This is a genomic window from Rhodococcus sp. IEGM 1381 (genome assembly GCF_030056795.1).
Taxonomy (GTDB): domain Bacteria; phylum Actinomycetota; class Actinomycetes; order Mycobacteriales; family Mycobacteriaceae; genus Rhodococcoides.
In genome coordinates this window covers 2038828-2058761 of sequence record NZ_JASHKQ010000001.1, presented here as the reverse complement: position 1 = coordinate 2058761, position 19934 = coordinate 2038828, and the positions used below count along the sequence as shown (strand labels likewise).

The 19934-nt window shown below is 64.9% G+C and carries 22 protein-coding genes; 9 read left to right on the top strand and 13 right to left on the bottom strand.

From position 1 onward, the window contains the following. Positions 1-50: 50 nt before the first annotated feature. Positions 51-275, bottom strand: coding sequence for a hypothetical protein (locus tag QM797_RS09760; protein WP_283275165.1), 225 nt, complete (start codon positions 273-275; stop codon positions 51-53). Positions 276-345: 70 nt separating this feature from the next. On the opposite strand from QM797_RS09760, the gene QM797_RS09755 reads away from it, so the two are divergent. Beyond that, positions 346-699: a hypothetical protein gene (locus QM797_RS09755; protein ID WP_283275164.1), complete on the top strand. Its 354-nt coding sequence runs from the start codon at positions 346-348 to the stop codon at positions 697-699. Between the two features lie 10 nt (positions 700-709). On the opposite strand, the gene QM797_RS09750 is transcribed toward QM797_RS09755, so the two are convergent. The 4 genes from QM797_RS09750 to QM797_RS09735 form a co-directional block, all read right to left on the bottom strand. Further along, positions 710-1708 carry an enoyl-CoA hydratase/isomerase family protein gene (locus QM797_RS09750; protein WP_283275162.1) on the bottom strand — a complete coding sequence of 333 codons (999 nt, stop codon included), beginning with the start codon at positions 1706-1708 and terminating at the stop codon, positions 710-712. 47 nt (positions 1709-1755) lie between these two features. Continuing rightward, on the bottom strand, positions 1756-2439 hold the full coding sequence (locus QM797_RS09745; RefSeq protein WP_283275161.1) for a DUF4166 domain-containing protein: 684 nt from the start codon (positions 2437-2439) through the stop codon (positions 1756-1758). A 109-nt stretch (positions 2440-2548) separates the two neighbouring features. Next, positions 2549-4345: an ABC-F family ATP-binding cassette domain-containing protein gene (locus QM797_RS09740; RefSeq protein WP_283275160.1), complete on the bottom strand. Its 1797-nt coding sequence runs from the start codon at positions 4343-4345 to the stop codon at positions 2549-2551. Continuing rightward, positions 4345-5280 (bottom strand): 4-(cytidine 5'-diphospho)-2-C-methyl-D-erythritol kinase, encoded by a 936-nt coding sequence (locus QM797_RS09735; RefSeq protein ID WP_283275159.1) that lies wholly within the window; start codon positions 5278-5280, stop codon positions 4345-4347. Before QM797_RS09735 ends, QM797_RS09740 begins: the two co-directional genes overlap by 1 nt. Positions 5281-5389: 109 nt before the next feature. Here QM797_RS09735 and QM797_RS09730 point away from each other — a divergent pair, with 109 nt between their 5' ends. From QM797_RS09730 to QM797_RS09720, 3 genes are all read left to right on the top strand, one after another. After that, positions 5390-6379 carry a helix-turn-helix transcriptional regulator gene (locus tag QM797_RS09730; RefSeq protein WP_283275157.1) on the top strand — a complete coding sequence of 330 codons (990 nt, stop codon included), beginning with the start codon at positions 5390-5392 and terminating at the stop codon, positions 6377-6379. A gap of 12 nt (positions 6380-6391) precedes the next feature. Further along, positions 6392-7207 (top strand): DNA/RNA non-specific endonuclease, encoded by an 816-nt coding sequence (locus tag QM797_RS09725; protein ID WP_283275156.1) that lies wholly within the window; start codon positions 6392-6394, stop codon positions 7205-7207. 101 nt (positions 7208-7308) lie between these two features. Continuing rightward, the gene (locus QM797_RS09720) at positions 7309-7812 is read left to right on the top strand and encodes a hypothetical protein (protein WP_283275155.1); all 504 of its coding nucleotides are present in this window, start codon (positions 7309-7311) and stop codon (positions 7810-7812) included. Positions 7813-7815: 3 nt separating this feature from the next. Here QM797_RS09720 and rsmA read toward each other — a convergent pair whose 3' ends face one another. From rsmA to QM797_RS09705, 3 genes are all read right to left on the bottom strand, one after another. Beyond that, the gene (gene rsmA / locus QM797_RS09715; RefSeq protein WP_283275154.1) at positions 7816-8691 is read right to left on the bottom strand and encodes a 16S rRNA (adenine(1518)-N(6)/adenine(1519)-N(6))-dimethyltransferase RsmA; all 876 of its coding nucleotides are present in this window, start codon (positions 8689-8691) and stop codon (positions 7816-7818) included. A 52-nt stretch (positions 8692-8743) separates the two neighbouring features. Further along, complete coding sequence (locus QM797_RS09710; protein WP_283275152.1) at positions 8744-9871, bottom strand: resuscitation-promoting factor; 1128 nt, start codon at positions 9869-9871, stop codon at positions 8744-8746. 101 nt (positions 9872-9972) lie between these two features. After that, positions 9973-10800 carry a TatD family hydrolase gene (locus tag QM797_RS09705; RefSeq protein ID WP_283275150.1) on the bottom strand — a complete coding sequence of 276 codons (828 nt, stop codon included), beginning with the start codon at positions 10798-10800 and terminating at the stop codon, positions 9973-9975. Between the two features lie 21 nt (positions 10801-10821). Between QM797_RS09705 and metG the strand changes: the two genes are divergently transcribed. Beyond that, positions 10822-12366: a methionine--tRNA ligase gene (metG, locus tag QM797_RS09700; RefSeq protein ID WP_283275148.1), complete on the top strand. Its 1545-nt coding sequence runs from the start codon at positions 10822-10824 to the stop codon at positions 12364-12366. A gap of 71 nt (positions 12367-12437) precedes the next feature. On the opposite strand, the gene QM797_RS09695 is transcribed toward metG, so the two are convergent. Then, positions 12438-13817, bottom strand: a complete 1380-nt coding sequence (locus QM797_RS09695; protein WP_283275147.1) for a WS/DGAT/MGAT family O-acyltransferase — start codon at positions 13815-13817, stop codon at positions 12438-12440. A gap of 171 nt (positions 13818-13988) precedes the next feature. Between QM797_RS09695 and QM797_RS09690 the strand changes: the two genes are divergently transcribed. Then, the gene (locus QM797_RS09690) at positions 13989-15008 is read left to right on the top strand and encodes an alpha/beta hydrolase (RefSeq protein ID WP_283275146.1); all 1020 of its coding nucleotides are present in this window, start codon (positions 13989-13991) and stop codon (positions 15006-15008) included. Between the two features lie 14 nt (positions 15009-15022). Then, entirely contained in the window at positions 15023-15451 is a 429-nt protein-coding gene (locus tag QM797_RS09685; protein WP_283275145.1) for an SRPBCC family protein, read from the top strand. A gap of 4 nt (positions 15452-15455) precedes the next feature. Here QM797_RS09685 and rsmI read toward each other — a convergent pair whose 3' ends face one another. After that, positions 15456-16280, bottom strand: a complete 825-nt coding sequence (rsmI, locus tag QM797_RS09680; RefSeq protein ID WP_283275144.1) for a 16S rRNA (cytidine(1402)-2'-O)-methyltransferase — start codon at positions 16278-16280, stop codon at positions 15456-15458. A gap of 107 nt (positions 16281-16387) precedes the next feature. Between rsmI and QM797_RS09675 the strand changes: the two genes are divergently transcribed. Then, a complete protein-coding gene (locus QM797_RS09675; protein WP_283275340.1) occupies positions 16388-17899 on the top strand; it encodes a dolichyl-phosphate-mannose--protein mannosyltransferase in 1512 nt (503 codons plus the stop codon). 4 nt (positions 17900-17903) lie between these two features. On the opposite strand, the gene QM797_RS09670 is transcribed toward QM797_RS09675, so the two are convergent. From QM797_RS09670 to QM797_RS09660, 3 genes are all read right to left on the bottom strand, one after another. Further along, on the bottom strand, positions 17904-18326 hold the full coding sequence (locus tag QM797_RS09670; RefSeq protein WP_283275143.1) for a DoxX family protein: 423 nt from the start codon (positions 18324-18326) through the stop codon (positions 17904-17906). A gap of 65 nt (positions 18327-18391) precedes the next feature. After that, positions 18392-18760: a GntR family transcriptional regulator gene (locus QM797_RS09665; RefSeq protein WP_283275142.1), complete on the bottom strand. Its 369-nt coding sequence runs from the start codon at positions 18758-18760 to the stop codon at positions 18392-18394. 10 nt (positions 18761-18770) lie between these two features. Further along, positions 18771-19439, bottom strand: a complete 669-nt coding sequence (locus QM797_RS09660) for an SDR family oxidoreductase (protein WP_283275141.1) — start codon at positions 19437-19439, stop codon at positions 18771-18773. A 65-nt stretch (positions 19440-19504) separates the two neighbouring features. On the opposite strand from QM797_RS09660, the gene arsC reads away from it, so the two are divergent. Beyond that, a complete protein-coding gene (gene arsC / locus QM797_RS09655; RefSeq protein ID WP_283275140.1) occupies positions 19505-19852 on the top strand; it encodes an arsenate reductase (glutaredoxin) in 348 nt (115 codons plus the stop codon). Positions 19853-19934: the final 82 nt, after the last annotated feature.

The window sequence follows — 19934 nt, the reverse complement described above, 5'->3', positions numbered from 1 at the left end:
GCCACCTGGGAACACGATGAAGTGGAAGACGACATGACACAGGGATCGAACTACCCATTGGCCGGGATCAAGGTCGGTGGCGCTCCCGCGCATCGTTTGGCGACGCCGCCGAAGTCCGACTCCGCTTCGCCCAAAAGTGCCCGCACCGATTCTTCGGCGGCAGCGCCCGCCGAGAAGGCGGTCGAGGCCGCAACCACCGAGAAATCGGCCGTAGCGGCCACGCCCACCGAGAAGGCGTCTGCAACAACGCCTGCACCAGCAACGTCGTCCGCCACGGATTCAGCGAACCCCCGCGCGGATCGACGTCGTCCAGAGAAGCCCGCCACGGAATCGAACGAGGTTGAAGTGACTACAAGCGATCAGATCTCAGAACACGGCCTGCCCACCAACGGCCGCTCCACGTCGCACGGATCGGCCGCCGGCTCCACGCCGACGCTCGGCCGTGGCCAGGCACCCGATCGTCGTACTGCCATGGGTGTCGCCTCGGTACGCATCGCAGGCCGGCTGACCCAGAACGAGCTCGGCAGCCGCACCGGTGACATCCGCACCCCCGACACCTCCGTCGGCCCCGACGAGCTGCTTCAGCTTCTCGGTGAATACCTCGTCTCGGGTGGCCTGCAGAACCCCGAGATCCACGTGCGTTCCAACGGCCAGACCATCGTGCTGGACCTGCAGAACCCGGCCAAGGGTTACCGCTGACCCCAGACGGTCACAACAGCTGCTGGAAGGCCTCTGGTCGCACCATTTCGAGTACCAGAGGCTTCCACTGCGGTGCACGGTCCTTGTCGACCAATACCGCGCGTACCCCCTCGGCGAAGTCCGGCTCGGTGATGATCCAGGTCGCCATTCGCAACTCGCGGTCCAGGCATTCCCGCAACGTGCTGTCTGCTCCGCGCGCAATCAGCGCGTCGGTGGCCATCAGGGACGTCGGGGACAGCGTCGCCAGCTGAGTTTTGGTCGTGCGCGACCACGATGTATCGCACTCGAGCGCGTCGATGATGTCGACGAGAGACTCCTTCTCGAACACCGCTGCCACCGCCTCCGCGTCGAACGACAGCTCTGTCGACGACGGTGCCGTGGTGTGACGCTCCAGCGCTTCGTCGATATCGGTGCCGGCGAGGATGTCGGCTTTCAGCTCGTTCACTACCTCGCTCGGGCAGAAGTGCGTGGCCAATCCGAGTGCGAGTGCGTCCGGTCCGGTGATGCGCGTACCCGTGAGCGCCAGGTAACGCCCGACACGACCGGGCAGTCGCGACAGAAAATAACTCGACCCAACGTCCGGCACGAAGCCGATCGCCGTCTCCGGCATGGCCAGTACCGCGTTCTCGGTGACGATGCGAATGCTGCCGTGAATCGAGATGCCCAGACCTCCACCGAAGGCTGCTGCCTCGATGACGGCGACGTACGGCTTGGGATAGTTCGCGATCAGTTCGTCGAGATCGTATTCCGCGGCGAAGTACTGCGGACCCGCGTCGTGGTCGCCGTCGACGACCGACTGCCGAATCGCCTTGATGTCTCCGCCTGCGCAGAACGCCCGCGGCGATCCACTCGTCACCAGAACCGACGCGACCGCGTCGTCGTCTCGCCACGCATCGAGAGCGTTTCGGATGCCGTCGATCATGGCACCGTTCAACGAGTTCAGAGCCTCCGGCCGATTCAGGACGATATGTCCGACCCCGCCGGACACCTCGGCTTCGACAACGGCCACTGTTGACTCCTTCTCACGCGCATCGTTCGACGCGTAACAGTAGCGCGCTATTCGCGAGACTCCACCGATCGCGGACGCGCATCACCGGGGATGTCGGCAGGTCGACACGGCCTCTCCTCCGCGGTGAACCATCCGCGATACAGAAACAGCTGGCCGAGCACCGGACTCTGAACCTTGATCTCGATGCGATGCCGCTCCTCGGCTGCGTCCCACCACTCCCGACCGATCGTCAGCGCCGACGCCACCTTCGGCAACTTCGGTGCCAGCGGGCCGAGCAGGAATCTCGGCACTTCGCTCTCGAGTATCAGCCCGCCCTCGTCGTCGACCTCACACCTGGTGTGCACCACCATGTCCGAGGAGAACCCCAGATAGTCCAGGGCATACGCGTCGGATTCCGCCGAGGACACCATCACCGAGTTCATCCCTTGCGGGTGGCCGACAAAGGCGAAACGACGCACGAATGACAATGTCTCGCGGCCCAGTTCGTCGACATACGCATAGTTGGCGATGCTGAACGGCACGTCCTTGCCCACACCGGCGGGAAAGAGTCCACGCTTGCGGCCGGCCCACAGCAACGGCGGCGGTACCAGCCGAGAGTGTGTCATCTCCTCCATCACGCCCACCCCGAATTGGGCCAGATGGTCCGAGGACTGCAACCCGAAGCGCCATTGAACCTTGGGATGCAGACGGGAGAAATCCGAACCGAGTACTTCCGCGACCACCGATGCCATGTCTCCAGTATGCGCAGCGCGCACGTGAGCGAAACTTCGTAGCGGGCGACGGGCCAGGAGTGGAGCCTGCGGAACGACCCATTACTCAGCCACTCACATGCCGCAGGCTCTACTCCAACTCGGCGGCCAGTTCCATCCACCGTTCCTCGGCAACGTCCTTGTCCGCAACGACCTGCTTGAGCTCGGTGTCGAGAGCGACGAGCGTGCTCTGCTCGGTGGACGCGTCGACGAGTTCGGCATGCAGCTCGACCTCACGCTTGGAGAGCCGAAGGACGAGCTTCTCGAGCTTGCTGAGTTCCTTGCGGGCTGCGCGCTCCGAGGCCGCGTCACGGGTTGCCTTGCGCGGTGCCACGCCGGTGGTCAACGAGTCCGGCGTCGCGTCGGCGGCGAGGACGGCCCGCCTGCGCAGGTACTCCTCGATGCCGCCGGGCAGGTTGGTGAGCTTGCCGTCGCCGAACAGTGCCCACGTCGAGTCACAGATGCGCTCGATCAGGTACCGGTCGTGACTGATGACGACGAGCGTGCCCGCCCAACCGTCCAGGATGTCCTCGAGCTGCTGCAGGGTGTCGATGTCCAGGTCGTTGGTGGGCTCGTCGAGCAGCAGCACGTTCGGCTCGGCCATCAGGACTCGCGTCAACTGCAGCCGACGACGTTCGCCACCGGAGAGATCTCCGACCGGGGTGCGCTGGCGGGCTGGGGTGAAGCCCAGCCTCTCCGCGAGCTGCCCAGCAGAAATCTCCTTGTCGCCCAACGTGATCCGCTCGGCCACTTCCTTGACCGCGTCGAGCACACGCAGTTTCTTGGGCAGGTCGTCCAATTCCTGCTTCAGCCAACCGATCTTGACGGTCTGGCCCTGAATGCGCTTGCCCGCGGCGGGCTGCAGTTCACCGGCGAGCGTGCGGAGCATCGTCGTCTTACCCGAACCGTTGACGCCGACCAGACCGACGCGCTCGCCGGGCGCCAGACGCCACGTGAAGTCCTTGACCAACTCACGGCCGTCGGGGGTTTCCAGGCGCGCGTCCTCGAGTTCGATGACAACCTTGCCCAGCCGACGCTGAGCGAAGGAGGACAGTGCTACGGAGTCACGAGGCGGCGGTACATCGGCGATCAATGCCTCGGCGGCCTCGATGCGGTACTTGGGCTTGGACGTTCGAGCAGGAGCGCCGCGGCGCAGCCACGCAAGTTCCTTGCGGGCGAGGTTTCGACGCCGCTCCTCGGATGCGTCGGCCTGCCGGGACCGTTCGGCGCGCGCGAAGACCCAATCGTTGTAGCCACCCTCGTAGGTTTCGATACCACCGCCCACGACCTCCCACGTCTGATTGGCGACGGTATCGAGGAACCACCGATCGTGAGTGACCACGACGAGTGCGCTGCGACGCGAAACCAGGTGCGCAGCGAGCCATTGCACTCCTTCGACGTCCAGGTGGTTGGTGGGCTCGTCGAGCACGAGCAAGTCCAGGTCCTGTACGAGTGCAGCAGCCAGCGCGACGCGACGCCGCTCGCCGCCGGACAGGTTGTCGATCGACGCGTCGAGCCCCGAGCTGCCCACCGGTCCGAGATCGGCGATGCCGATGCCCGTCAGGATGTTGCGCACCCGAGAATCGCCGGCCCATTCGTGCTCGGCCATTCCGAGTGGGTCGAGCACCACCTGGCCGACGGTCGACCCGGGCGGGAGCACACCGCGCTGGGTGACGACGGCCATCCGCAGGCCGTTGACTCGGCTGACGCGTCCGGAATCGGGCGGTTCGAGACCGGCCAGAACCTCGAGCGTGGTGGTCTTGCCACCGCCGTTGAGGCCCACCATGCCGATGCGCTCGCCCTCCTGCACACCGAGGGAGACGCCGTCGAGCAGCGGTTTGACGCCGAAGGACTTGCTGACGTTTTCGAGATTGACGAGATTGACCATCAGGAAAAACCAATCGATTCATTAGTGACAACACGAGCGCCGGGAACCGGCCCACTCGCAACACGGACGGTGCGGCACACGCCGGCACCGGACAGTTCAGCGCTCACCGACACCGCCGCGTCGGCGTCGGCACACAGAAACGCACACGTGGGGCCCGAGCCCGAGACGATGCCGGCCAACGCCCCGGCCGTGACCCCCGCTCGAAGGGTGCGACGCAGCTGTGGCATCAGCGACACCGCAGCGGCCTGCAGATCGTTGCCGAGCAACGGAGCCAGTGCCCGCGCATCGCCGGACGTGAGCGCATGCATCAGGTCCTCGGTGCCACCGAGACGAGGCGGATTGCCCTTGGCCCGCAACTCGTCGAGCTCGTTGTACACCGCGGGCGTTTGCAGACCGCCCTTGGCCAAGGCCAGCACCCAATGAAAACTGTTGCGCGAGAGCACCGGAAGCAACTTCTCACCGCGTCCTGTTCCCACCGCGGTGCCGCCGTGCAACGAGAACGGCACGTCGCTACCGAGTTCGGCCGCAACCTCGTCGAGCTCGTCGCGAGAGAGATCCAGATGCCACATCGCGTTGAGCGCCACCAGCGTCGCGGCAGCATCGGCACTTCCACCTGCCATGCCTCCGGCCACCGGAATGCCCTTGTCGATAGTGATCTCCACCGACGGCTCCCGGCCGACTCGACGCCCCAGCAACACCGCGGCCTTCCACACCAGATTCCGTGAATCGGTGGGAACCACCTTCGCGTCGTCGCCGCGCACCCGAACCGAGAGCGACGTGGCCGGAATCACCGACAGCTCGTCGGACAGCGAGAGCGCCTGGAACACCGTCGTCAACTCGTGAAAGCCATCGGGTCGCAGGTCACCGACCGAAAGATGCAAATTCACCTTCGACGGGGCCCGAACGACAACGGGGGTGGGAACGACAGACAGCACGAGTAACCACAATAGTGGAGAAACAGCGGTCGAGTTCACCACCAGGGTTTTGCATGCGGACCGAATATGTCCGCATTGCGTGGCAATGTGTTGGCATGAAAGCTCCGTCATGAAGGAAACCTCGGCTCGGCTGCTGCGATTGCTGTCCCTACTCCAGACCCGTCGCGACTGGGCGGGTGCGGAGCTGGCGGAGCGGCTCGATGTCACCCCGCGGACGCTACGACGCGATGTGGACAAGCTGCGCGATATCGGTTACCCGGTCAATGCGACGCCGGGGGTCGGCGGCGGCTATCAGCTCGGCGCCGGTGCCGAGATGCCGCCGCTGCTGCTCGACGACGACGAGGCACTGGCGGTGGCGTTCGGGTTGCAATCCGCCGCCGGAGGGTCGGTGGCAGGCATCGGCGAGGCGTCGCTACGGGCACTGACGAAGCTTCGGCAGGTGATGCCGTCGCGCATCCAGCATCGGCTCGATGCGCTGCGAATCGATGTGGTGGAACAGACGCCGAGTTCTGCGGTGGACGCCTCGGTGCTGTCGACGGTGGCGGCGGTGTGTCACGGGCACGAGCGGCTGCGATTCGACTACCGCAAGCACGACGGTTCCGAGTCCAGACGTGAGGTGGAGCCGTACAGCCTGGTGCGGGCGGGGGCGCGCTGGTATCTGCTGGGATGGGATGTGCTGCGCGAGGATTGGCGATCGTATCGAGTGGATCGCCTGATTCCGAAGATTCCGACGGGACCTCGGTTCACCCCGCGAGAGTTGCCCGCCGGCGGGGCGGCCGCGTTCGTCTCGAAGGGAATCGATCGCGCGATCACTGCGGTGCAGGCGAGGATCGCGCTGCATGCACCGATCGAGACCATCGCTCCGATGATCGACGAACAATGGGGCGCAATCGAATCCATCGACGAGCACACCTGTGCGGTGATGCTGTCGGGCGATTCGCTGCCGTCGATCGCGCGGTGGCTGGCGGCGTTCGACACCGATTTCACCGTGCTCGATCCACCGGAACTACGCGAGGAATGCCGAGTCGTGGCAGAGCGGCACGCGAGACTGACCGACCGGTACCTGGCGGCGGTTCACTCTCCGGTAACCGACGCGTGAGTCAATGGACCGATGACGTCACCACTCGGCTTCGACCCGAAGTTTCTGTCCGACATCGACGTTCCGTTGCCCGATCGCGCGGGCGTGGTGGTACTTCCGTACACGCACTTCTCGGTGTCCATCGACCCCGACCGACGCCTCGCCGCGGTCACCGGCGTCAACATCGACGGCGCGAGCTTGAAGGATGTCGAGCGGGGCGACGATTGGCGATTGGACGACCGACTGCCGGCGTCACAGCAGGCCGGTAACGAGCTGTACGCGAACAACGACCTCGATCGCGGACACCTGGTTCGCCGGCGAGACCCGGTGTGGGGTGAGCTGTCTGTGGCCACACGCGCCAACCAGGACACCTTCCACTACACGGTGTGCGCTCCGCAGACGGCCACGCTGAACCAATCCAAAACACTCTGGCTGGGGCTCGAGGATTACGTTCTGGGGTACGCAGAGCAATACGGCCAACGGCTTTCGGTGTTCAGCGGCTGCGTCTTCGCCGACGACGATCCGATCTACCGAGGCATCGCCATTCCGCGACAGTTCTTCAAAATTGCTGTGTGGTCGCAGGATTCGAGTCCTGCGTGCACAGGCTACGTTCTGGACCAGTCGCCGTCTCTCGACCCGATCCTCGACAAACCGCTGCGACTCGAGACCGATCCCCCGCCCCTCGGCCCGTACCGGACGTACCAGGTTCCGGTGGCCGACATCGCGTCGGCGACGGGTCTGGCACTGGACCGACTGATCGATGCCGATCGTTACGCACCGGTGGCCGCGGCCCGTGCCGAGGCGTCGAAGTGGACCGAGCTGACACGCCTGTCCGACATCCACCTATGAACAAACCACTTGGTTCGATACGGAATCGTGACGCGCAACGGCGCGGACTGCCAATAGCATTGCTCAGCATCTGACGAAGCGTCGACGAACAGGGGTTCGACATGCGAAGACGATGCACGACGGCAATGGTGGCGCTTGCGATGGCGGTGGCAGCGCTGTTCGTCTCGGGTGGCACGGCGGCGGCTGCACCGCACTCACATCTCGCGACCGTATCGATCCCGAGCGCATATCCCTGGGAAGCGCCGTATTCGCTCGACGTCAACGGTTACAGCGGCCTGAGATCGGACTACGGCGGGCCGTATCGCGCCTTCCTGGCGATCAACGCGATGCCGAGGACGACCGACCCGATCTACAGCCAGACGTGGCGGTTCCTCTCGTTCGCATCACACACCGAGGTGCAGTGGCGCAACACGACGACAGGAGCGTCGGGTGTTGTCCACCAGGATCGAACGGCCAACTACCCCTGGGGTGAGGCGTTCATCGATACCGGTCTCGGGTGGGTCGAATACACGATCACGCTCACCTCGGGCGCATTGATCCAGCAGCTCAATGCGCAACGCGTCACGTCGTCCGGCGCACTCGAAGTGACCCTGAACCCGTTCTGACGGTCAGGCTTCGGTAGCGGCCAGACGGACGAAGGCTGCGGCGTCGATGGTCTCGCCGCGAGCCGTCGGGTCGATTCCGGCCGCGCGGAGTCGCCGTTCGGCGGCGACCGGGGAACCGGCCCACCCCGCCAGGGCTGCTCGTAAAGTCTTGCGCCGCTGCGCGAATGCGGCATCGATCACGGAGAAGACAGCCTTGCGATGCGCTGCGTCCGTCGGCCACGGTGGCTCGGCGTACCGATCGATGCGCACCAGGCCCGACTCGACTTTGGGTACCGGCCAGAACACCGAACGACCAACTGCGCCTGCCCTTTTGACATCGCCGAAGAATCTGGCCTTGACGCTGGGGATGCCGTAGATCTTGCTTCCCGGCACCGCGGCCAGTCGATCGGCCACCTCGGCCTGGACCATCACCACGGCCACCCGAAGACTCGGCAGTTCCGAAAACAGATGGATCAGCACGGGAACCGCGACGTTGTAGGGAAGATTGGCCACCAAGGCAGTCGGCTCCCCGGCGATGTCCGCGGCTCGGATACGAAGGGCGTCGGCCTCGATGACCGTCAGTCGGTCGGCCAGGGTCGGGGCCCGGTCGGCCACCGTGATCGGCAGACGGGTGGCGAGCTTGGGGTCGATCTCGACGGCGATGACGGCCTCGGCGACATCGAGCAGCGCGAGTGTCAGCGATCCGAGGCCGGGACCGACCTCGAGAACCGTGTCCTGTGGGCCGACGCCGGCCGAGGCGACGATGCGTCGGACGGTGTTGGCGTCGTGTACGAAGTTCTGGCCGAGCTGCTTGGTGGGACGCACATCGAGCTCGGCGGCCAGGGAGCGCACCTCGGCGGGGCCGAGCAGAGCCGCAGCTCCCCTCACATGTTCGGACACGGCGGAAACTCTACGTGGGCAGGAGTGGAGCCCGCGGAACGACCCGAGGCAGTCAGCGATAACCCAAGCGCGAGGTGCATGCCGGCCATGCGCCCCAACCCTGGGACTTCTGCGTCACCGATGCGATGGCGATCTGCTCCTCGCGGGTAGCGAGATCGGCGCGCGGAGCGTACTTGAGGCCGCCCTGGCGTTCCCAGGTGTTCTGGTCGAACTGCACGCCGCCGTAGAAACCGTTGCCGGTGTTGATTGCCCAGTTGCCGGTTGCCTCGCACTGGGCAAGCGCGTCCCAGATCGCCCCGTCCTGTACCGGCGGCACCTCGGTGCCGGGCTTGGCTCCGACGCGAACGGTCTTGGGCTGCGCGGGCACCGTGACCACTTCGTCGACCTTGTCGCGGCCGACCTCGACACCGTTGACCATGTTGATCTTCCAGGTGATGTCGGAGACACCGGGAGCGCCGGGGTTCTCGACGACGGTCTTGCTCATGTTCATCGTCGGATCCTCGATGCGCTGCTCGGGAGCATCGACGTCGGTGGTCTCGGTCTTGGTGACTGTCCGATCGCGCGTCACGACGATCTCCGCGCCGTCGGTGACGGTGGCGTCCGGATCCGGGGTGACGGTATCGGCCTCTTCCAGCGGCTTGCCCGCTGCTTCGAGGAATTCACGCACGGTCGGTGCGGCCAGGGTCACCGGAGTTGCGGGCGCTCCGCCGTCGACGAGCGCGACGTTCTTGGGCAGCACTACTTCGAGCTCGGTGCCGTCGAGGGGCAAGCGTTCGGAGCGCGAGGCGGATACGTGCACGTCCTCGGCCAGTCCGGTCTGCTGCAGTGCCTCGTCGACGGTCAGCGCGGTGGTCCAGATGTCCTCGGGCTTGCCGTCCACGTTCAGCGTGATCTCACGAGCGCGGCGCAGCACCACGGTGTCGCCGTCGCTCAGGCCGGAATCGGGAGCGGGAACAACCAGATCCTTGTCCGACGGCGCGTAGCCGGCGTCGACCAAGGCGCTGTTGACGTCGGTTTTCATCGTGCTCAGCGAAATCATGTCGCCGTCGACGTCGATGGTCACGGTCTTGTGACGGCTCACGGCCATCACGCCACCGGCGACGAGCGTCATCAACAGGGCCGCGATGACCAGGTAGAGCGTGGTCGAATGGGCCGAGTTGAGACGTCTGATAGTCGACAAGTTTCGTATTCCTGGCGGTTGCGAGCGTGACTCGGTACGCAAAACGCCGAGTTCGGTCACGGTACGGTAACGAATTAGTACCCACGCCGCAACTTCAGCTGCTACAGGCCGTACACCCGCTCGGCATTGGCGGTGGCGTGCGCCGCCAGCTCTGCCGGATGCTGGCCGCGAATCTCGGCCAAGGCCCGGGCCGTGTACGGCAGACAGTACGGCTCGTTCGGGGCACCACGGAACGGATGTGGAGTGAGGAACGGAGCATCCGTTTCCACCAGCACCAGCTCGTCGGGCACCAGCACCGCGGCCTCACGCAGGGCATGCGCGTTCTTGAAACTCACGGTTCCGGAAAAACTGAGAACGTACCCGGCGTCGACGCAGGCCCGTGCGGTCTCCGGTCCTCCGGAGAAGCAGTGGAAGATCACCGTCTCGGGAGCACCCTCCGATCTCAGAACAGCCAGCAGGTCCTCGTCTGCCTCACGGTTGTGGATCATCAACGGTTTGCCCAGCCGCTTCGCCAGGTCGATGTGCCAGCGAAACCCCTCGTGTTGCTCGGCCACCGTCGCGCACCCGTCGAGCTTGCCGGGCCAGTAGTAGTCCAGCCCTGTCTCACCGACGGCAACCACGCGGGGATCCGATGCCAATCGCTCGATCTCGGCCTTGGCGTCGTCGTCGAGCACGTTCGCGCGGGTGGGGTGAATGGCCACCGCGGCCCACACCCGCGGATCCCAGGACGCTGCGTCGACGGCGAAGCGGGCAGCATCGAGATCGTCGGCGATCGTGACCACGCGGGTGACGCCGACGGACTCGGCCTTGTCCACGATCGCGGCCACACTCGCCGCGTCGGTCGCACCGCACGCATCGAGGTGGGTGTGCGCGTCGACGAGGGTGCCGACGGGCTCGGGCAACGGTGGTGCGGGACGTTCTCTACTCACGATCGTTAGAGTAGGCGCACCATGACTGCGCCAGCTGATGCCTCACGGCCACCCTTCTACGTCACCACGGCGATCGCGTACCCCAACGGCGCTCCCCACATCGGGCACGCCTACGAGTACATCGCCACCGACGCCATCGCGCGCTTCAAGCGCCTCGACGGTTACGACGTGCGATTCCTGACGGGAACCGACGAGCACGGGCTCAAGATGCAGCAGACCGCCCAGACCGAGGGCATCGACGTCCGCGACTTGGCAGCACGCAACTCCGACGCGTTCCAGACTGCGCAGGATCTGCTGAAGATCTCGTATGGACGCTTCATCCGCACCACCGACGCCGACCACCACGCCGCGAGCCAGGAACTGTGGCGACGGATGGAAGCGAACGGAGACATCTATCTCGACGCGTTCTCCGGCTGGTACTCGGTACGCGACGAGGCGTTCTACACCGAGGCCGAAACCACCCTCGCCGAGGACGGCTCCCGCGTCGCGACGGAGACCAACACTCCCGTCGAGTGGACCGAGGAACCGTCGTACTTCTTCCGGCTCTCGAACTACCAGGACAAGCTCCTCGCGCTGTACGACGCGTCGCCGGACTTCATTGCGCCCAACACGCGCCGAAACGAGATCGTGAATTTCGTCAAGGGCGGTCTACGGGACCTGTCGATCTCCCGAACCACGTTCGACTGGGGTGTACCTGTTCCCGGCGATCCCGCGCACGTGATGTACGTCTGGGTCGACGCGTTGACCAACTACCTCACCGGTGCCGGCTATCCCGAGACGGAATCCGAGGCGTACCGGAAGTTCTGGCCGGCCGATCTGCACATCATCGGCAAGGACATCACGCGCTTCCACACCGTCTACTGGCCTGCGTTCCTGATGTCTGCGGGTATCGAGCTACCCAAGCGGGTGTTCGTGCACGGGTTCCTGAACGTCAAGGGCGAGAAGATGTCCAAGTCTCTCGGCAACGTGCTGGATCCGCAGTCGTTGGTGGAGAACTACGGCCTCGATCCGGTGCGCTTCTTCTTCCTGCGCGAGGTCTCGTTCGGTCAGGACGGTAGCTACAGCCACGAGGCCATCGTGGCCCGCGTCAATGCCGATCTGTCCAACGAACTCGGCAACCTCGCGCAGCGATCGCTGACGATGGTCGCCAAGAACCTCGACGGCGCGCTCCCGACCCCGGGTGAGTTCACCGCCGAGGACGAGGCGATGCTGGCCCGCGCGGACGCGCTGCTGGAGATCTGCCGACGCGAGTTCGACGTGCAGGCAATACATTCCGCGCTCGAGGCGATCTGGTCGGTACTCGGTGAGACCAACCGCTACTTCTCACTGCAGCAGCCCTGGGTGCTACGCAAGACCGACCCCGATCGCATGGCCACCGTGCTGTACGTGACGATCGAGGTGCTGCGCATCGTGAGCATCCTGGCCCAGCCCGTCATGCCCGATTCCGCGTCGCGCATCCTCGACCTGCTCGGTGCAGCGAACCGCGAATTTGCCAATGTGGCAACACGTTCGGTACCCGGCTCGGCACTACCGACCCCGACGCCGGTGTTCCCCAAGTACGAGTAGAGCGCTGCGCGCATGTGAGCGGAACTTCGACCCCCACTACGAACTTCCACTCACATGCGGCGAAGCCGCTCTCACAAGGTCTTCTCCAACTCCTCCAACGTGTTCTCCAGGTGCGTCAGCATGCGCTGCAGGTGCGGCACACTGCGTCGACACCCGATGAGTCCGAAGTTCAACGAGTCACCGTTGCTGGCGACGGTGATGTTGAGCGCCAGCCCGTCGGCCACGATCGACGCCGGGTACATGCCGTCCAGTTTCGCGCCGTTCCAGTACAGCTCTTCCTTGGACCCGGGCACGTTGGAGATGATGACGTTGAACGGCGGCGGGGTGTAATCGACGAATCCCGGCACCGGACCGAACAGCAACGGGGCCATGATGATTGCGCCGACGGCGAGCGCTTCGAGGGTGTTGAGCTCGCTCATCATCTGCTTGCCCTTGACGGTCGAATCCTTGATCCGCTCCAGCCTCACGATCGGATCCGATTCGTCGGTGGCCAGATTGCACAGGATGGTCGTCACCGAGTTTCCGGCGTCCTTGCCGTCCCCCTCCTTGCGCAGCGACACCGGGACCATCGCGATCAAAGGCTCCTCGGGCAACGCGTTCTGATCGATGAGATATGCGCGCAGAGCTCCGGCGCACATCGCGAGCACCATGTCGTTGAGCGTGGCGTCGAGCGCTGTGCCGACCGTGCGAATGCGCTCGATCGACCAACTCTCGGCGGCGAAGCGGCGGGCTCCACCGATCGGCACGTTGAACATCGTCCGCGGCGCTTGCAGCGGCAGCTGTGCCCCTTCTTTCTTCAACGCACGCAACCCGATTCGAGCTGTTGCGGGGGCGAAGTCGACCAAATCACCGACGATCTTGCGTCCCGCCGAGAGCCCGCTACCCAGCTGCGCCAACCGCCCCGGCTGCTCGGTGACGACCTGCTTCTTGCGCTTACGGAACAACGACGGGTCCCACGTGGCGACGCCGCTCCGATCGTCCGGGTCGGTACTGAGAGTCCGCTGCATCAGCTTCAACGCGCTCACACCGTCGACCAACGAGTGATGCACCTTGGTGTACAACGCAACTCGACCGTCGGCCAAGCCCTCGATGATATGCAGCTCCCACATCGGCCGATAGCGATCCAGCGGTGCACTGTGGTTGAGGGACAGGAACTGGAACAGCTCGCGAATTCGTCCGGGTGCCGGAAGGACCGTGCGGCGAACGTGGTACTCGAAGTCGACATCCGGGTCGAAGGCCCAGGCCAGATTGCCCATGATCTGTACGGGCCGCGCTGGGCGCTTTCGGAAGAGCTCGTGCACCTCACCGGTGGTGAACTTGCGGTGCACTTCCTCGGCGAACTCGTGTGGATCGCCCGGCGGGACGAACAACTCCAGCCCGCCCACGTGCATCGGGTGCTCCCGTGACTCGGCGATCAGAAACATCGATTCGGTGATGGGCATGAGTGCCATGAGCTGTCCCTTTTCCATTTGTTTTCGGTCACGGTACGGCACCGAATGTGACTCAGAACACGACCTTACGTCGGGTCACGAAAAGCTACCCGCTATTGTCCGTTACCAGGGGTTCCAAATAGAGCGGGGTTCCAACGCACGGCGCACACGCGCCGCGCAACGACAACGGGGATGGAGGCGACGGTTATGAATCCGGCGCTCACCGTAGTGAAATCGACCGACCCGGCGGCCACCGCACGCCGACGCGACATCCGTGGCGCGAGCCTGCAGTCGCGGATCCTGTCCAAGTACCTGCAGTTCACCGTCCGCCCGTTTCTGACCGTGTGGGCGCAGGCTCCCTCGCTTCCGTGGCCGATGGGGCTGGTCGATTACGCCGGACTGCTCGTCCCGCAGATCAGCGGCACCACACGCAGTCGCGTCATGCTCGCCGAATGCGAGGCCGAGTGGATCCGCGCCGAGGGCACCGGCACCGATCGCGTGGTCCTCTATCTGCACGGCGGCGCCTTCGTCTGCTGCGGCCTGCGCACCCACCGCCGGATGACCTCACGGGTCTCCAAGCACGTCGACGGCTCGGTTCTCTCGGTCGACTACCGCATGATGCCGCGCAATCCGATCAGCCACGCTGTCGAGGACGGCGTCGACGCGTACCGTTTCCTTCTCGATTCCGGCTACCGCCCAGAGCAGATCATCCTCGGCGGCGACTCGGCCGGTGGGTATCTCGCGTTCATGGTCACCCTGGCGCTACGCACCGTCGGCTTGCCCGCACCCGCCGGACTCTTCACCATGTCTCCCCTGACCGATATGGACCCCTCCCGCAAACTCGACCACGAGAACGCGTCGAAGTGTTCGGTCTTTCCGTCCAACGCAGTTCCCGCACTGACCGCACTGGCCGATCGCGTCGACGCGCGCATCGTCGTCGAGGGCCAACAGGGCCCGCGGGTCTCGCCCGTCGACGGAGATCTCACCGGCCTGCCGCCGGTGTTGATTCAGGTCGGTTCGACCGAAATGGTCTATGCCGACTCCGAACTCATGGCTCAGCGCCTCGCGGTCGCCGGAGTCGACTGCGAACTTCAGGTGTACGAGGACCAGGTCCACGTGTTCCAGGCAGCCGATTTCGTCCCCGAAGCCCGACGCGCGCTACACGCCATCGGCGAGTTCGCTCGGAACGTCAGCCCCCGTACAGAAAGCTGAGATACCTTCTCCCCATGGCAGTCACAGTGAACAAGTCCATCGATATCGACGCCGACGCAGCGACAATTCTCGACGTCCTCGCGGACGTCGAAGGCATCCCCTCATGGTCTCCGGTGCACAAGAAGTGCGAGGTGGTCGATCGCTTCGACGACGGTCGGCCGAAACACGTCAAGATGAACGTCTCGATCATCGGCGTCAACGACGAGCAGTTGGTCGAGTACACCTGGAGCGAGAACGAAGTGTCGTGGACCTTGGTGGAAAGCACTCAGCAGAAGGCCCAGGACGGCCGGTACACGTTGACGCCCAAGGACAACGGCACCCATGTCGAGTTCGAGCTGACGGTCGATCCGAAGATTCCGCTACCAGGCTTCCTGGTGAAGAAGGGAACCAAGACGATCCTCGAGGCAGCCACCGAGGGTCTGCGTCAGCAAGTGGTGGGCTGACCCGCTACTGCTCTTTCCGCGCAGCGAGAACGGCCTCGTAGACCTCACGCTTGGAGACGCCGTCGACCGCCACCTGGGCGCAGGCGTCTTTCAACCGCATGCCCGACGCCACCAGCGTTTCCACGTCGGCCACGAGATCCTCGGGCTCCTCGGCGACGGCGACCGCTCCTTCGAGTACGACGGTGATCTCGCCGCGCACCCCGCCCCTCGCCCAGTCGAGCAACTCCCCCAGGCCGCCGCGTCGGACCTCCTCGTAGGTCTTGGTGAGCTCTCGGCACACCGCGGCGCGGCGATCGGGACCGAGTACGTGCACGGCGTCTTCGAGACACGCGACGAGGCGATGCGGGGCCTCGAAGAAGACGATGGCCCGCGGTTCGGCGAGCACCGACTGGAAGTAGGTGCGCCGCTGGCCCTGCTTACGCGGCGCGAACCCGTCGAAGCAGAACCGTTCGACCGGCAGACCGGACAACGCGAGCGCAGTCGTGACGGCCGACGGACCGGGCAGACAGGTCACCGGCAGATCCGCATCGACGCACGCGGCCACGAGGCGGTAGCCGGGATCGCTCACCGACGGCATCCCGGCGTCGGTCACCAGCAGAACCATCTTGCCCTCGGCCACGGCCTCGACCAGCGCCGGCAGGCGAGCCGTCTCGACCTGGTCGTAGAAACTGACCACCCGTCCTGCGATCACCACGCCGAGCGAGGACGCGAGTTGTTTGGTGCGCCGGGTGTCCTCGGCGGCGACGACATCGGCACTGCCGAGGGCATCACGCAGGCGCTGCGAGGCATCACCGACGTCGCCCATCGGGGTGGCGGCAAGGATGAGCATGCCTCCAGTGTCCCGCATGCAGCGCAGTGGCCTGTCACGCACCGCGGATCAACGCCTACGATCGGTACGTGACCTTGCTGACCTCTGAGCGCTCCGGCGACCGGTCGATGGTCAGTCCCGGGCCCACGGTTGCCGCGCGCGACTGGTTCCACGACACCGATGCCAGACGCGGCTGGATCGTCACCCTCGTCATCACCGTCGTCTGCGCGATCACGCGATTCACGATGCTGCGCTACCCCACCGACGCGGGAACCCCGGTCTTCGACGAAAAGCACTATGCCCCGCAGGGCTACCAGGTACTCACCGGCGGCGGGCTCGAGGACAATCCGGCGTACGGCCTGGTGGTGCATCCACCGGTCGGCAAGCAGCTGATCGCCGTCGGGGAAGCGCTGTTCGGTTACAACGGGTGGGGTTGGCGTTTCTCGTCGGCCGTGGCCGGAACCCTGTTGGTGCTGTTGGTGATTCGGATCGTGCGACGCCTCGCACGATCGACGCTGGTCGGTGCCATCGCTGGCATTCTGCTGATCGTCGACGGAGTGACCTTCGTCAGCAGTCGGATCGGCATGCTGGACATCTTTCTCGCGCTGTTCGTCACCGCGGCACTGGGTTGCCTGATCGTCGACCGCGACGACATGCGACAACGGCTGTCGCGAGTGCGCGACGAGGGCCGCATGGACGCGAGTGCGCTCGGTCCGCGAATGGGTGTGCGATGGTGGCGATTCGGAGCCGGAATCATGCTGGGGCTCGCCTGCGGCACCAAGTGGTCCGGTCTGTACTTCATTGCGTTCTTCGGATTGCTGAGTGTGGCATTCGATCTGGCCGCCCGCCGCTCGTACGGCGTCGAGCGTCCATGGCGGGGTGCGGCACTGCGAGACATCGGGCCCGCGCTGTATGCGCTGGTGATCGTCCCCATTGCGGTGTATCTGATGACGTGGTGGGCATGGCTCACCTCCGAGACCGGCGTCTACCGCCACGAGGTCGGCAGCGGCATCGGTGCCGGAGGTCCGTTCTCGTTCGTCCCCGGTGCGCTGCGCTCCCTCTGGTTCTACAGCGGTAGCGTGCTGAAATTCCATGAGGGCCTAACCAATTCGGCCGGCAATCGGCATCCGTGGGAGTCGAAGCCGTGGACGTGGCCGATGGGCCTGCGTCCGATGCTCTACTACTTCGCCGACGGTGAGAACGTATCCGGCTGCTCGGCGTCCTCGTGCGTGAAGGCGATCATGCTGATCGGCACACCCGCGATGTGGTGGCTGGCGTTGCCGATGCTGGCCTGGACGATCTGGTCGGTGGCCGTCAGGCGCGACTGGCGTTATGCCGCAGTGCTGGTCGGCTACTCCGCAGCGCTGCTGCCCTGGTTCACCACGCTGGACCGGCAGATGTACTACTTCTACGCGGTGGCGCTCGCCCCGTTCATGGTGATGGGCTTCGCGTTGGTGCTGGGCGACATCATCGGCAAGGCGACGGCGTCAGCGGAACGGCGAGGTACCGGGCTACTACTGGTCGCCCTGTACCTCGCCGTGGTGATCGCGAATTTCGTCTGGCTGTGGCCGATCCTCACCGCGATGCCCATCTCGCCGCAGATGTGGCAGCAACAGCTGTGGCTGCCGAGTTGGCGTTGATCGACTAGGCGAGCAGTGCTGTCTTGCCTTTGGTGAGTCCGTCGATGCTGATGCGGCCTGCACCGAACGAGGCCAACAGCAGCGCGCCGACACCGAGGGCGACGACGAGTTCGTAGCCGTTGTCCGTTGCGAACACACCGTGCTCGAAGTGGACGAAGATTGCAGCCCCGAGCATGTCGAGGAACAGCAGCAGGCCGGCGATAGGGGTGAAGATTCCCAACACGAGCGCGCCTCCGCCGATGAGTTCCACGAACGTGGCGAAGTACGCGGACGCCGTGGGGAGCGGAATGTTCATCATCTCGAAACTGGCCGCGGCACCGTCGAGGCCGTAGGTGTTCAGCTTCTGCCAGCCGTGAGCGATGAAGACGACTCCCAGACCGATGCGGGCTACGAGGGCGACGGCGTCGCGGACGAGGGTGGAGTTCATGAGCATCCTTCTGACACGACTACATGGGCCGAACCACCATGTCAGAAGTATGTTGAAGCGTCAACTTAGCGGTCGTTTGCACCCTTGAGCGCGGCTTCCAGGAACGATCGAGCCTGGTCGTCTTCCAAACCGATGGACCGGACCGTTTTGACGAATTCCGTCGCCGCTCGGGCCGCGATATCGCGCGAGGGATCGCCGCCCGAAGCGACGAACGAACCCGACCGTCCGCGCGTCTCGATGACGCCCTGCTGTTCGAGCTCTCGGTACGTCTTCGCTACCGTGTTCGGTGCGATCTTCAGCTCCTCGGCGAGACCGCGAACCGTCGGAATCTTGGTACCGGCAATGAGATCTCCCGACCGCACCAGCCCGAGAATTTGCATCCTCAACTGCTCGAACACCGGTGTCGTATTCGACGAATCGATATGAACGCGCACAGTCCGTGCCTTAACCGAGCGCGTCGACTGCGTCGACGATGGACGTCGAACCGGACGTCAACATCAGAGTCTTGTGCACTGCTCCGCCGGTATCGAGCAGCTGCGCGATCACGGCGGCCACATCGGCGCGCGTCACCTCACCCAATTCGAGGGGCGGCTCGGTGAGCGATACCGAGTGCGTGGGGTCCTCGTCCGTCAGTTTGCCCGGACGCAGAATGGTCCAGTCGAGGCCCGATCTCGCCGAAACATTCTCTTCGGCAGCTGTTTTGGCGTTGATGTAGGCCTTCCAGCCATCATCCAAGTCCTCTGCCACCGGCTCTCCCGCACCGAACGAGCTGATCAGCACGTACCGGCGAACACCGGCCTTCTCGGCCGCGTCGGCCAGCAGGACCGCACCCGCGCGGTCGACGGTGTCCTTACGCTCCGGACCGCTGTTGGGTCCGGCACCGGCCGCGAACACCACTCCGTCGGCACCGTCGAGTACTGCCGCCAACTCGTCGACGGACGCAGACTCTAGATCGATCACCTGCGGCAGCGCGCCGAGTGCTGTGACGGCATCGACGTGGTCGCCGTTGCGAATCAACGACACCGCGCGATCTCCGTGCGCCGTCAACACCTGCGTCAGATGCTGGGCGATCTGACCGTGCCCACCTGCAATGACAATCCGCTTGTCGGTCATGAAAAACAACTCCCGTTCCTGGCGTGAATCTGTCGGCGGGCTACCCGCGTGGCAAGATTGCAAACATGACCGCTACCGCGACCATCTATCACAATCCGCGGTGCAATACCTCTCGCACCGCGTTGAAATTGATCGAGGAAGCGGGCGTCACCCCGCGAGTGATCCGATACCTCGAGTCACCGCCCACCGAGCACGAGCTACGCACCCTGCTCGCCGACGCCGGTCTCGAACCCCGGCAGGCCGTTCGTACCCGCGAGAGCATCTACAAGGAACTGGGCCTCGGATCCGCGGACGACGATGCGTTGATCGCCGCGATGATCGAGCACCCGATTCTGATCGAACGCCCGATTGTGGTGACGGAGAAGGGAACCGTGCTGGCGCGACCCGCCGACAAGGTGCACACCGTTCTCTGACGCCCCCACCCCGCGCCTTCGATCCTCATGGCCTCGGTGGACAGCTCGCGCCCCAGGCAGGCAACACCTGAAGTAATGTCGA

What these genes read in the sequence shown, in the direction of transcription:
- QM797_RS09745 (WP_283275161.1), bottom strand. Translation starts at nt 2,439, where the DNA reads ATGGCATCGGTGGTCGCGGAAGTACTCGGTTCGGATTTCTCCCGTCTG.
- QM797_RS09740 (WP_283275160.1), bottom strand. Translation starts at nt 4,345, where the DNA reads ATGGTCAATCTCGTCAATCTCGAAAACGTCAGCAAGTCCTTCGGCGTC.
- QM797_RS09730 (WP_283275157.1), top strand. Translation starts at nt 5,390, where the DNA reads ATGAAGGAAACCTCGGCTCGGCTGCTGCGATTGCTGTCCCTACTCCAG.
- QM797_RS09725 (WP_283275156.1), top strand. Translation starts at nt 6,392, where the DNA reads ATGACGTCACCACTCGGCTTCGACCCGAAGTTTCTGTCCGACATCGAC.
- QM797_RS09720 (WP_283275155.1), top strand. Translation starts at nt 7,309, where the DNA reads ATGCGAAGACGATGCACGACGGCAATGGTGGCGCTTGCGATGGCGGTG.
- metG (WP_283275148.1), top strand. Translation starts at nt 10,822, where the DNA reads ATGACTGCGCCAGCTGATGCCTCACGGCCACCCTTCTACGTCACCACG.
- QM797_RS09695 (WP_283275147.1), bottom strand. Translation starts at nt 13,817, where the DNA reads ATGGCACTCATGCCCATCACCGAATCGATGTTTCTGATCGCCGAGTCA.
- QM797_RS09690 (WP_283275146.1), top strand. Translation starts at nt 13,989, where the DNA reads ATGGAGGCGACGGTTATGAATCCGGCGCTCACCGTAGTGAAATCGACC.
- QM797_RS09685 (WP_283275145.1), top strand. Translation starts at nt 15,023, where the DNA reads ATGGCAGTCACAGTGAACAAGTCCATCGATATCGACGCCGACGCAGCG.
- rsmI (WP_283275144.1), bottom strand. Translation starts at nt 16,280, where the DNA reads ATGCTCATCCTTGCCGCCACCCCGATGGGCGACGTCGGTGATGCCTCG.
- QM797_RS09675 (WP_283275340.1), top strand. Translation starts at nt 16,388, where the DNA reads ATGGTCAGTCCCGGGCCCACGGTTGCCGCGCGCGACTGGTTCCACGAC.
- QM797_RS09670 (WP_283275143.1), bottom strand. Translation starts at nt 18,326, where the DNA reads ATGAACTCCACCCTCGTCCGCGACGCCGTCGCCCTCGTAGCCCGCATC.
- QM797_RS09660 (WP_283275141.1), bottom strand. Translation starts at nt 19,439, where the DNA reads ATGACCGACAAGCGGATTGTCATTGCAGGTGGGCACGGTCAGATCGCC.
- arsC (WP_283275140.1), top strand. Translation starts at nt 19,505, where the DNA reads ATGACCGCTACCGCGACCATCTATCACAATCCGCGGTGCAATACCTCT.